Origin of the sequence: Lacisediminihabitans changchengi, assembly GCF_016634425.1 — a bacterium.
Taxonomy (GTDB): domain Bacteria; phylum Actinomycetota; class Actinomycetes; order Actinomycetales; family Microbacteriaceae; genus Lacisediminihabitans; species Lacisediminihabitans changchengi.
On sequence record NZ_JAEPES010000001.1, the window covers coordinates 647,022 to 658,619 of the forward strand.

General features: G+C 67.1%; 11 protein-coding genes. 10 read left to right on the forward strand and 1 reads right to left on the reverse strand.

Translation table 11 applies throughout. The features are described from left to right. Window positions 1-29: 29 nt before the first annotated feature. From leuA to IV501_RS03090, 8 genes are all read left to right on the forward strand, one after another. Window positions 30-1,790, forward strand: coding sequence for a 2-isopropylmalate synthase (gene leuA / locus IV501_RS03055; RefSeq protein WP_200554925.1), 1,761 nt, complete (start codon window positions 30-32; stop codon window positions 1,788-1,790). A 197-nt stretch (window positions 1,791-1,987) separates the two neighbouring features. Continuing rightward, on the forward strand, window positions 1,988-3,133 hold the full coding sequence (gene alr, locus IV501_RS03060) for an alanine racemase (protein WP_200554926.1): 1,146 nt from the start codon (window positions 1,988-1,990) through the stop codon (window positions 3,131-3,133). A gap of 14 nt (window positions 3,134-3,147) precedes the next feature. Next, a complete protein-coding gene (locus IV501_RS03065) occupies window positions 3,148-4,110 on the forward strand; it encodes a D-alanine--D-alanine ligase family protein (RefSeq protein ID WP_307812195.1) in 963 nt (320 codons plus the stop codon). A gap of 27 nt (window positions 4,111-4,137) precedes the next feature. After that, window positions 4,138-4,884 (forward strand): DNA repair protein RecO, encoded by a 747-nt coding sequence (recO, locus tag IV501_RS03070; protein WP_200554927.1) that lies wholly within the window; start codon window positions 4,138-4,140, stop codon window positions 4,882-4,884. 4 nt (window positions 4,885-4,888) lie between these two features. Then, the gene (locus tag IV501_RS03075) at window positions 4,889-5,689 is read left to right on the forward strand and encodes an isoprenyl transferase (protein ID WP_200554928.1); all 801 of its coding nucleotides are present in this window, start codon (window positions 4,889-4,891) and stop codon (window positions 5,687-5,689) included. 33 nt (window positions 5,690-5,722) lie between these two features. Then, window positions 5,723-6,112, forward strand: coding sequence for a hypothetical protein (locus IV501_RS03080; RefSeq protein WP_200554929.1), 390 nt, complete (start codon window positions 5,723-5,725; stop codon window positions 6,110-6,112). 213 nt (window positions 6,113-6,325) lie between these two features. Further along, window positions 6,326-6,562, forward strand: a complete 237-nt coding sequence (locus tag IV501_RS03085; protein WP_200554930.1) for a hypothetical protein — start codon at window positions 6,326-6,328, stop codon at window positions 6,560-6,562. 2 nt (window positions 6,563-6,564) lie between these two features. Beyond that, complete coding sequence (locus IV501_RS03090) at window positions 6,565-7,602, forward strand: Gfo/Idh/MocA family protein (RefSeq protein ID WP_200554931.1); 1,038 nt, start codon at window positions 6,565-6,567, stop codon at window positions 7,600-7,602. Window positions 7,603-7,747: 145 nt separating this feature from the next. Here IV501_RS03090 and IV501_RS03095 read toward each other — a convergent pair whose 3' ends face one another. Next, window positions 7,748-8,668, reverse strand: a complete 921-nt coding sequence (locus IV501_RS03095) for a LysR family transcriptional regulator (RefSeq protein WP_200554932.1) — start codon at window positions 8,666-8,668, stop codon at window positions 7,748-7,750. A gap of 70 nt (window positions 8,669-8,738) precedes the next feature. On the opposite strand from IV501_RS03095, the gene IV501_RS03100 reads away from it, so the two are divergent. Further along, window positions 8,739-9,854, forward strand: coding sequence for an aminotransferase class V-fold PLP-dependent enzyme (locus IV501_RS03100; RefSeq protein WP_200554933.1), 1,116 nt, complete (start codon window positions 8,739-8,741; stop codon window positions 9,852-9,854). A gap of 94 nt (window positions 9,855-9,948) precedes the next feature. Then, window positions 9,949-11,334 (forward strand): glycine--tRNA ligase, encoded by a 1,386-nt coding sequence (locus IV501_RS03105; protein WP_200554934.1) that lies wholly within the window; start codon window positions 9,949-9,951, stop codon window positions 11,332-11,334. Window positions 11,335-11,598 lie beyond the last annotated feature (264 nt).

The following is an 11,598-nucleotide window of genomic DNA, read 5'->3' on the forward strand; positions in this document are numbered from 1 at the left end:
CCTCACCCCCACCAGACGAGAGCAAAGACATGAAGAACACCCAGTCGGCTTCTGCAATGCCGATCCACAAGTACCGCCCGTACCGCGAGACCCTGGGCGTCGATCTGCCTGACCGCACCTGGCCGTCCAAGCACATCACCGAGGCGCCGCGGTGGTGCGCAGTCGACCTGCGTGACGGCAACCAGGCCCTGATCGACCCGATGAGCCCCGAGCGCAAGCGGATCATGTTCGATCTGCTCGTGAAGATGGGATACAAGGAGATCGAGGTCGGCTTCCCGAGCGCGAGCCAGACGGACTTCGACTTCGTCCGCACGCTCATCGACGAAGACCTGATCCCCGACGACGTCACTATCCAGGTGCTCACCCAGGCGCGCGAGAGCCTGATCAACCGCACCTACGAGTCGCTGATCGGTGCGAAGCGGGCCATCGTTCACCTCTACAACTCGACCAGCATTCTGCAGCGCGACGTGGTGTTCCGCACCGACAAGCAGGGCATCATCGACATCGCTCTTGAGGGCGCCCGGCTGTGCAAGGCTGCAGAGCCGATCGCCGCCGGCACCGAGATCTTCTACGAATACTCGCCAGAGAGCTACACCGGCACCGAGCTCGAGTTCGCGCTCGACGTCTGCAATCAGGTCATCGAGATCTTCGAGCCGACGCCCGAGCGCAAGGTCATCATCAATCTTCCCGCGACGGTCGAGATGGCAACCCCCAACGTCTACGCCGACTCGATCGAGTGGATGTCGCGGCGCCTGAACCACCGCGAGAACGTCATCCTGTCCCTGCACCCGCACAACGACCGCGGCACAGCGGTGGCAGCGGCCGAGCTCGGCTACCTCGCCGGAGCCGACCGCATCGAGGGCTGCCTGTTCGGCAATGGGGAGCGCACCGGCAACGTCGACCTGGTTGCCTTGGGCATCAACCTGTTCACCCAGGGCATCGACCCGCAGATCGATTTCAGCGACCTCGACGCGGTCAAGCGCACCGTCGAGTTCGTCAACCAGCTGCCCGTCCCCGAGCGTCACCCCTGGGCCGGCGACCTGGTCTACACCGCATTCAGCGGCTCCCATCAGGACGCCATCAAGAAGGGCTTCGAGGCGATGGCGACGGATGCCGCGGCCCGCGGCATCACGGTGGACGAGCTCACCTGGGCAGTGCCCTACCTGCCCGTCGACCCCAAGGATCTCGGACGTAGCTACGAGGCGGTCATCCGGGTCAACTCGCAGTCGGGCAAGGGCGGCGTTGCCTACCTGCTCAAGACCGACCATGCGCTGGATCTCCCGCGCAAGCTGCAGATCGAGTTCTCCGGCGTCGTGCAGACCAAGACCGACGCCGAGGGCGGTGAGGTCACCAGTGATCAGATCTGGGAGATCTTCCAGGACGAGTACCTGCCCGCGAGCTCGCCCGACGACAAGTGGGGCCGTTTCGAACTCGCCTCGACGCGCACGTCGAGTGACATGTCGGGCAGCACCATCCTGCTCACCGAGCTGCGGGTGGGCGACGACATGATCACTGCCGAGGCGGTCGGCAATGGTCCGATCGCGGCGTTCCTCACCGTGATCGCCGACCAGGGCGTGGAGGTCAAGCTGTACGACTACGTCGAGCATGCGCTCAGCGGCGGCGGGGATGCGGTCGCGGCGGCGTACGTCGAGCTGGACGTCAATGGCACGCGCCTCTGGGGCGTCGGCATCGATGCGGACATCTCCACGGCATCCCTCAAGGCGGTCGTGTCGGCGGTGAACCGCGCGGTGCGGTCGGCTTCGAGTGACCGTGAGCTCGCCGCGGTCTAGGGCGCGCCCGGTGTCCTGAGTTTCCATTTGTCTCTTTGCGGGCACCCCGCTCCAGTCAGATAACGGAAACTCAGGAGTGCGGTAACGGGTCGGGTCTGAATTGGCTCTCTGTGCAGGCGGCCGCGACCGGTGTCCTGAGTTTCCCCCGCGGCGCGTGGTGGGACGGGTGCCGAGCGACCCGCCAGTATCCTGAGGCAATGACGTCGGGGGAGCAGCTTCACGCCCGACCGCTCGCCACCCGCATCGTCGATCACGCCGCGATCGCCCGCAACATCGAGCGACTACGCCCCTCCAGCGGGGCCGGCATCATGGTCGTCGTCAAGGCAGATGGCTTCGGCCACGGCATGCTCGATGTCGCCCGCACCGCCGTGGCGATCGGCGCGGAATGGCTCGGCGTCGCCACCGTCGACGAGGCTCTTGCCCTGCGCGCGGCAGGCATCGACGCCCCCGTGCTCTGTTGGCTCGCTGACCCCTGGACCCGGTTGACGGATGCCGTGGCCGCCACCGTCACCATCTCCTGCGCCAACATCGAGACCCTCCGGGCGGTGGCCGATGCAGCGCGCATTACCGGCAGCACAGCCCAGGTGCACCTCGAGCTCGACACCGGCATGGCCCGCGGAGGCGCTGAACGCGCGCGCTGGGCCGAGCTCTGCGCCGCGGCCGCTCACCTCGAGGCAGTGGAGGTAACCGGAATCTGGTCGCACCTCGCCCTCGCTGCCGACCCGGACCCGCTGTCGACGACAGCACAGCGAGAAGCGTTCGAGCACGGGGTGGCCCTCGCCAGAAAAAGCGGCCTGACCCCGCGAGTGCTCCACCTGGCGAACTCCGCTGCCGCCCTCGATCACGAGCAGACCTGGTTCGACCTGGTGCGCTGCGGCGCCGGCGTGTACGGCATCGAAACCGTCAGTGACCGCGTGCACGGCCTCGAGCCGACGATGCGTGTTGTGAGCCGTGCCACGCAGGTGCGTCGAGTTGCCGCCGGCAGCGGCGTGAGTTACAACCACGCCTATGTGACCGAACGCGAGACGACACTCGTGCTCGTGCCGGTGGGCTATGGCGACGGGGTGCCGCGCGGGCTGTCGCACGGCGGCCAGGTCGTGATCGACGGCGTGCGGCATCCGATCGTCGGGGCCATCTCGATGGACCAGCTCGTGGTCGACGTGGGTAACGCTCCCGTAAGACTCGGAGCCGAGGTCGTGCTGCTCGGGTCACCGCGCGCGGGCGAGCCGGACGCCCAGGAATGGGCCGACGTGACCGGTACGATCGCCCATGAGATCCTCACCGGTCTCGGCGGCCGCATGGCAAGAGAACACATCAACCAGGTAGGGACAGCATCATCGTAAAGCGCATCGGCATCATCTTCGGCGGGGCTAACAGCGAGCACGAGGTGTCGCTGAACTCCGCCAGAAGTGCCTTCGACAACCTGGATGGCGAGCAGTTCGAGGGCGTGCTGATCGGCATCGACAAGTCCGGTCGCTTCCACCGGGTCGAGACCGTGGATGCCCTGGCCGACGCCGAAGGCGGCACACGGTTCCCGGATCTCGACGACATCGACGTCGCCTTCCCCGTGCTGCACGGACGATTCGGCGAAGACGGCACCGTGCAGGGTCTGCTCGAGCTGTCCGGAATCCCCTATGTCGGCTGCGGGGTGCTCTCGAGCGCACTCGCGATGGACAAACTGCTCTCCCAGCAGGTGCTGGAGGCCGCGGGCATCCCGACCATTCCGACCCGCGGCATCACCGCCGATACTCGCGACGAGGCGATCGAACTCTCGGCAGAGCTCGAGTACCCGCTGTTCGTCAAGCCGAACCGCGCCGGGTCGAGCGTCGGCGCGAGCCGCGTCGAGACGCCCGACGAGTTGCTCGCCGCCATCGACCTCGCGCTCGAGCACGACACAACTGCGCTGGTGCAGATGGCTATTGTCGGCGACGAGATCGACCTCGGCGTTCTGCAGGCCGTCAATGGAACGCTCGGCGTGGGGGCGCCGCTGCGCATCCGCCCGACCCACTCGGTGTTCTTCGACTACGAGGCCAAGTACACGGCCGGTGGCGCCGAGCTCGAGGTGCCGGCCCAGATTCCAGACGCCCTCGCCACTCAGCTGGGGGAGTACGCGCAGCAGGCCTTCCGCGCCCTCGACTGCGAGGGTCTTGCCCGCGTCGACTTCTTCGTCGGCGAGGACGGCACCATCACCCTCAACGAGGTCAACACCCTGCCCGGGTTCACCGCCTTCAGCCAGTACCCGCGCATGTGGCAGGCGGTCGGCGTGAGCTACACCGAGCTGCTGACGAGGCTCATCGACCGGGCTGTCGCGATCCGCTGACCCAGGTACACACGCGATAATCGGGGGATGCCTCTCTACCGTGACGAAGCCGTCGTGCTGCGCACCCACAAGCTGGGTGAGGCCGACCGCATCGTCACGATGCTCACCCGGCAGCACGGCAAGATCCGTGCGGTGGCGAAGGGCGTTCGCCGCACCGCGAGCAAGTTCGGTGCACGGCTCGAGCCGTTCATGGTCGCGGATGTGCAGCTGTTCGAGGGGCGAAGCCTCGACACCATCACCCAGGCCGAATCGGTCGGCTCGTACGGCGCCGAAATCACCGCGGACTATGGCAGCTACACGGCCGCCAGCGCCATGGTCGAGGCTGCCGACAAGCTGACGGATGCCGAGCCTAGCCTGCAGCAATACCTGCTGCTGGTCGGTGCGTTGCGCTCCCTCGCGCGCACCGAGCACGGCTCCAGCCTCACGCTCGACTCCTATCTGCTCCGCGCGCTCTCCATCGCCGGCTGGTCGCCGAGCTTCATCGACTGCGCCGTCACCGGCGCGCCCGGGCCGCACTCCGCCTTCGTCGTGCAGCTCGGCGGCGTCGTCGCCGACGAGGTCGCCCCGCCCGGTGCCCCGCGGCTCGACCCCGGCACTCTGGGGCTGCTGTTCTCGCTCCTGACCGGCGATTGGGCAGCGGCCGACGCGGCGGATGACCGCACCCGCTCTCAGGCGAGTGGCGTCGTCGCCGCATACACCCAGTTCCATCTCGACCGCGGACTCCGCTCCCTCGAGCACGTCGACCGCAGCCGCATCCCCTCCCAGGAAGTGTGACTCGATGCCCGTAGCCAAGACCCACCGCGACGCCGTCGACTTCAAGCCGGTCGACTGGACCGGTCTCTACCCGCCAGCCTTGCCGAAGGCCGCCGTACCCAACCACGTCGCGATCGTCATGGACGGCAATGGGCGCTGGGCCAATGGCAAGGGCCTCACCCGCGTCGAGGGTCACAAGGCCGGCGAGGCGTCACTCCTCGATGTCGTGGCGGGTGCCATCCAGATCGGCGTCAAGCACCTCAGCGTCTACGCCTTCTCGACCGAGAACTGGAAGCGTTCGCCAGATGAGGTCCGGTTTCTGATGGGCTTCAACCGCGATGTCCTTCACCGCCGCCGCGACCAGCTCAACGACTGGGGAGTGCGGGTGCGCTGGGCCGGACGCCGCCCCAAGCTCTGGCGATCGGTCATCGACGAGTTGCAGTTCGCCGAGCGACTCACCGCGGGAAACTCCACGTTGACCCTCACCATGTGCGTGAATTACGGCGGACGTACGGAGATTCAGGATGCCGTGCGCCGGATCGCCGACGAGGTCGCTGCGGGCAGGCTGAAGCCGTCCGGAATCTCGGAGAAGGTCATCCAGAAACACCTGTACCAGCCGGACCTTCCCGATGTCGACCTCTTCGTTCGGAGCTCGGGCGAGCAGCGCACCAGCAACTTCATGCTCTGGCAGAGCGCATACGCCGAGATGGTCTTCCTCGACACGCTCTGGCCGGACTTCACCCGCGACGACCTCTGGCAGGCGATCTCGTTGTATGCGTCGCGCAACCGACGGTTCGGCGGCGCGATTGATGCGCCGAGCGCCTAGTTGCGCGGAGCCGCATGCCGCTAGGCTGCGGGCGTGAGCGAGATCATCCCTGTCCCTGCCCCGGCGACACCCGAAGCGGCGCTGGTGCAGATCGGCGACGTCGTCTTCAGCAAGAGTTGGGTGGTCACCCCGATCGGTGCCCGGCCGATCCAGGGCACACAACTCTTCGTCACCGACCTCAGCCGCACCGAGTCGAAGATCCCCACCTGGGCGATCGTGCTGGCGGTCGTCCTCGCCTTCTTCTTCCTGCTCGGACTGCTCTTCCTGCTGGCGCGGGAGAACCGCACGGTCGGCTATCTGCTGGTGACGGTGCAGAACGGCGACCTGGTTTATGCAACGCAGATCCCCGCGCCGAACCCCTTTGTGGCACAGGACATCAACGGTCGCGTCACCTACGCCCGCCAGCTCATAGCCGCCGCCTGACCGCGCCCGCTGCGCGCTTCCCGTTCCCTGTCGAGGACCTAGCGCCTCGCCATCTTCGGAAACTCAGGACTCTGGTCGCGAGCCACGCGGTTAACGCCGGAAAACCGGCGCTGTGACGACCGCTTTCCTGAGTTTCCGTAACGCAGGAGGGTCATGCGCCCAGCGCAGTCGACAGCGGGCCAGCGAACCACCGCTCGTCGGTACGCTGGAGCCATGGCCGCACCCGACAAACCCCCGTTCATCTCGCGTTTGCGTCATGCGCTGGTCGGGCGCCACGAGGTTCCCGCTGCGAGCGGGCGCAACCCGGGCATGCTGGGGCACGCGCCCGAGCCCGGGCCATTCGACGAGCCGCCGGCCGAGCCGATCGAGCTCGCCGGACCGCTGCCGTGGGAGCTCCGCGAACCCGAAACCAGTGACACCGGTACCAGTGACACCGAGACAGAGGACTAGAAATGACCGCCATCCGCACCGGGATCATCGGCTACGGCCTCTCGGGACGTATCTTCCACTCGCCTTTCATCGCCGCGAACCCCGACTTCTCGCTCGACCTCATCTCCACCTCGAACGAGGCGCGAGCGCAGCAGGCGCGGGAGCAGCATCCCTCGGCCACGGTCGTCGCGACGCCGGACGAGCTGCTCGACGGAGAGCTCGACCTGGTCGTGCTGGCCTCCCCGGCGCAGGTGCATCTCGAGCAGGCGCAGGCGGCCATCGCCGCTGGGATCGCGGTCGTCATCGATAAGCCGTTCGCGGCATCCGTCGTCGAGGCGACCAGCATCATCGAGGCGTCTGAGGATGCCGGGGTGCCGCTGACCGTGTACCAGAACCGCCGCTGGGATGGCGATTTCCGCACTGTGCAGAAGCTCCTCGCCGATGGCACACTCGGCCGGGTGCACCGCTTCGAGTCGACGTTCGAGCGCTGGTCGCCGGCACTTCGCGACCGGTGGCAGGACACTACGCCGACCTCGGCTGGCGCGGGCATCACCTTCGACCTGGGCAGCCACCTCGTCGATCAGGCCGTGCAGCTGTTCGGGCCGGCGACTCTCGAGACCGCTGAACTCTCGGTGCTGCGTGAGGGCGGGGTGAGCGATGACGAAGCGTTCCTCTCGCTGCTGCACGAGAGCGGGGTGCGGTCGCATCTCACGATGAGCCGATTCGCCGCACAGAACGCGCCGCGGTTCCGGGTTCTCGGGTCGGCATCCGGATACACGGTGCAGGGTCTCGACGGGCAGGAGCCCGCGCTCATGGGCGGTGCCCAGCCGTCGGATCCGGGATTCGGCGACGTGCCCGAGGACCGCTGGGGACTGCTCGGCATCACCGGGTCGGCCGACGTGCCACCGACGCCATACCCCACCGAGCGCGGCGAGTACGCGGCGTTCTACGCGGGCGTCGCCCAAGCGCTCCGCGATGGCACTCCGATGCCGGTGGCCCCGCGCGACGCACTCGCTGCTCTCGATCTGATCGAGCAGGCGCATCGCCGCACCGGCATCTGACCGAAGCTGCACGCCGAGCTTCACCCGGCAGCCCCTTCGAAAATTCAGGAAATTTGTCGTGCCAGCCCAACCACGGTCCCGAATGCTCGGTCGTGGTGCTGTGAACCGCACACCGTCTTCCTGAGTTTCCGAAGCGTGGGCGCGCTCAGGAGGGTGTGAGGCCCCAGTCGTCTCCGCGCAGTGCACGCAGCAGGCTCATGCTCGCAGCAAGCGCCGGCACTCGGGCCGCGCCCTCGTTGGCCACCGCCTGGATGCTCCGGATGCTCGGCTTCCGGAGCTCACGCGTCACCGCCCCGGCGGGAAGCGCAGCGGTCGCGAGCGCCAGCCGCGGCAACATCGCCACTCCGAGTCCGCTTGCGACCATGCTGAGTACGGCACCGGCGTTGTCTGTCTCGAAGCCGATCCGCGGGATGAACCCCTCCGCCTCACACACAGCGAGGAGGTGGCCGCGGCAGCGCGGGCATCCGGCGATCCATCGTTCGTCGCCCAGCCTGGTCACGTCGACCCGGTCATCCGCGGCGCGCGCATGCCCGGCCGGAAGCACCACGACGAGCTCCTCGGTGAACAACGGCACCACGAGATCGGTGACATCGGGCTCACCGCGGTCACCGGGGTACGAGAAGGTGATCGCGACGTCGATCGCGCCCTCCCGAAGCATCGCAATGGCTTCGGGTGGCTCGGTCTCCAGGTAGCTCACATGGACTCCCGGGTGACGCTCCGCCATGCCGGCGAGGAACCTCGGCACGATGGTCGATGACGCCGTGGGAAACGCGGCCACCCGCACGGTGCCCGATCGCAGCCCGGCGAGATCCGCGAGCTCGCCCGCGGCTGCGTCCAGCGCTGAGGTGATTGCGAGCGCGTGGCGTGCTAGCAGCTGCCCTGCCTCGGTGAGTCGCACGGTGCGGCCGGCGGGCGCGACGAGCGGGAGTCCGATCCGACTCTCGGCGCGTTGCAGGTGCTGGCTCACGGCTGGCTGGCTGTAGCCGAGCATCCGTGCAGCTCCGGTGATGCTGCCGCTGTCGGCGATCGCCCGCACGATGCGGACGGTGTGCAGATCGAGATCCATTGACTCAGGTTATTGGTTGCATGGCACATGTCGTCTTGTCCAATGGATGTTGACCGCCCAGGCTGGTCACATGTCCCCGTCACCCCGGCTCGGCCGCGCCGTCGCCAGTTTCGCATCCCCGCGGGGATACCTCGCCGCCGCGACGATGGGCCTCCCGACCGCCGAGACGCTGGCTGCACAGCGTGCCGATCTCGATCTCTGGGAGTCGGCTCAGCGCAACCCGATGGATTATGACGGCGTCGTTTCGCGCACACGCGAGTCATATGCCCGACTCGTCGGCGTCGCCGCCGCCCGGGTGGCGATCGGCTCACAGACCTCCGCCATCGCGAGTGTCATCGCCGCGGCAGTGCCCGCCGGCGCCGAGGTGCTCACCGTCGACGGCGAGTTCAGCTCGATGGTCTTCCCGTTTCTTCAGCGCCGCGATGTGAGGGTGCGCTCCGTTCAGGTCGGGCAACTCGCCGAGGCTGTGGGCGATGACACGTGGCTAATTGCGTTCTCCCACATCCAGTCGTCCACCGGGCAGGTCGCCGATGTCGACGCGATCGTGGCGGCCGCGAAGCGCCATGGCGCGTACACGTTCTGCGACACGACGCAGTCCGCGGGGGTACACCCGGTGGATGCGTCCGTATTCGATGCAACCGTCTGTCACGCCTACAAGTGGTTGTGTTCGCCGCGCGGGGTCGCCTTTCTCACGCTGTCCGCGTCGTTTCAGAAACTACTGACGCCGACGCAGGCGGGCTGGTATTCGGGGGACGAGATCTGGCAATCGTGTTACGGGCCCGCAATGCGACTCGCCGACGACGCCCGGGCGTTCGACGTGTCTCCCGCCTGGCCCGCGTGGGTCGGGGCGGAGCCTGCCATCCGCATGTTCTCCGAACTGGACATCACCGAGATCTGGGATCGGGTCGCCGGCCTGGGCAATGCGCTGTGCGATGGCCTCGGGATCCCGCGGCAGGAGCGCGCGATCGTGACGTGGGCCGACCCTGACGGTGTCGACCTCGCGGCGTTGGCGGCAGCGGGCATCCGTGCGTCGGGTCGAGCGGGGAGGCTGCGAGCCGCCTTCCACCTCTGGAACGACGATTGCGACGTTGCGGCGGTGCTTGCCACCCTGCTGCCCCTTCGGAAACTCAGGACTGCGGTCACGACCACCCCGGAGGTGAACGATCTCCGTGTGCCAGTCTCCTGAGTTTCCAAAGGGCGGGGGATCGCTAGGCTGAAGGCTGCAATTCGACCGCCCACTCAGACCGCGCACCCAGCACGGCTGACCTTTGGAGTTACACGTGGCCAACGCCTCCCCGCTCGATCCCGTCATCAACCTCGCGAAGCGCCGCGGTTTCGTCTTCCAGTCGGGAGAGATCTACGGCGGATCGCGCTCCGCCTGGGATTACGGGCCGCTCGGCACCGCCCTCAAGGAGAACATCAAGCGCCAGTGGTGGCAGTTCATGGTGCAGGGTCGCGACGACATCGTCGGCCTCGACTCCGCGGTCATCCTTCCCCGCAAGGTCTGGGAGGTCTCCGGCCACGTCGAGGTATTCAGTGACCCCCTGGTCGAGTCGCTCTACACTCACAAGCGCTTTCGTGCCGACCACCTGCTCGAGGCCTATGAGGAGAAACACGGTCACCCGGCCCCGAACGGCCTCGCCGACATCAAAGACCCCGACACCGGCCAGCCCGGCAACTGGACCGAGCCGCAGAACTTCTCCGGTCTGCTGAAGACCTTCCTCGGCCCGGTCGACAACGAGGAGGGGATGGCGTACCTCCGCCCTGAGACGGCGCAGGGGATCTTCACCAACTTCGCGAACGTCATGGGTGCGGCGCGCATGAAGCCGCCATTCGGCATCGCGCAGGTCGGCAAGAGCTTCCGCAATGAGATCACGCCCGGAAACTTCATCTTCCGCACCCGCGAGTTCGAACAGATGGAGATGGAGTACTTCGTCGAGCCCGGCACCGACGACGAATGGTTCCAGTACTGGATCGACGCCTGCGAAGAGTGGTTCCTCGGGCTGGGCATGACGCCGGACAACATCCGACGCTACGAGCACCCGACCGAGAAGCTGTCGCACTACTCGAAGCGCACTGTCGACCTCGAGTACCGCTTCCGCTTCGCCGGCAGCGAGTGGGGCGAGTTGATGGGCGTCGCCAACCGCACCGACTTCGACCTGAAGACGCACTCGGAGGGATCCGGCGTCGACCTCAGCTACTTCGACCAGACCAAGAACGAGCGCTGGATCCCCTTCGTGATCGAGCCTGCATTCGGTTTGACACGCGCTCTGATGGCGTTCCTGGTCGATGCATACCACGAGGACGAAGCCCCCAACACGAAGGGCGGCGTGGACAAGCGCATCGTGCTGCGACTCGACCGCCGTCTCGCGCCGGTGAAGGTCGCCGTGCTTCCGCTGTCGCGCAACGAGCAGCTCTCCCCGGTGGCGAAGAACCTCGCAGCCGACCTCCGCAAGTACTGGAACATCGACTTCGACGACGCCGGAGCCATCGGCCGTCGCTACCGCCGCCAGGACGAGATCGGGACGCCGTTCTGCATCACGGTCGACTTCGACACCCTCGAAGACAACGCTGTGACTATCCGCGAACGCGACTCGATGGGACAGCAGCGCATCTCGCTCGAAAAAGTGCGCGGGTACCTCGCGGAGCAGCTGCTCGGCGCTTGACCCGCCCCGGGCCGCTGCGTCGCGCGGTCGCCGCGTTGCGCACGCCGGGCGTCACGTCGCGCGTGCCCACCTTCGGAAACTCAGGATTGTTGCCCCCGGCCCCAACGAGATTCCCGGATTTCCGGGGATGCGTGGTTGATGCCAGCTCACTAAGTCCTGAGTTTCCGTTGGGGTCTGCTCGTCCACAGATGAGCAGACGAGCGTCCTCTCCACAGAACCCGAGTTCAGGTCACGGTGAGCGGATGCCGCGGCTCACGATGTCTG

What these genes read in the sequence shown, in the direction of transcription:
- alr (WP_200554926.1), top strand. Translation starts at nt 1,988, where the DNA reads ATGACGTCGGGGGAGCAGCTTCACGCCCGACCGCTCGCCACCCGCATC.
- leuA (WP_200554925.1), top strand. Translation starts at nt 30, where the DNA reads ATGAAGAACACCCAGTCGGCTTCTGCAATGCCGATCCACAAGTACCGC.
- IV501_RS03095 (WP_200554932.1), bottom strand. Translation starts at nt 8,668, where the DNA reads ATGGATCTCGATCTGCACACCGTCCGCATCGTGCGGGCGATCGCCGAC.
- IV501_RS03085 (WP_200554930.1), top strand. Translation starts at nt 6,326, where the DNA reads ATGGCCGCACCCGACAAACCCCCGTTCATCTCGCGTTTGCGTCATGCG.
- IV501_RS03090 (WP_200554931.1), top strand. Translation starts at nt 6,565, where the DNA reads ATGACCGCCATCCGCACCGGGATCATCGGCTACGGCCTCTCGGGACGT.
- IV501_RS03100 (WP_200554933.1), top strand. Translation starts at nt 8,739, where the DNA reads ATGTCCCCGTCACCCCGGCTCGGCCGCGCCGTCGCCAGTTTCGCATCC.
- recO (WP_200554927.1), top strand. Translation starts at nt 4,138, where the DNA reads ATGCCTCTCTACCGTGACGAAGCCGTCGTGCTGCGCACCCACAAGCTG.
- IV501_RS03075 (WP_200554928.1), top strand. Translation starts at nt 4,889, where the DNA reads ATGCCCGTAGCCAAGACCCACCGCGACGCCGTCGACTTCAAGCCGGTC.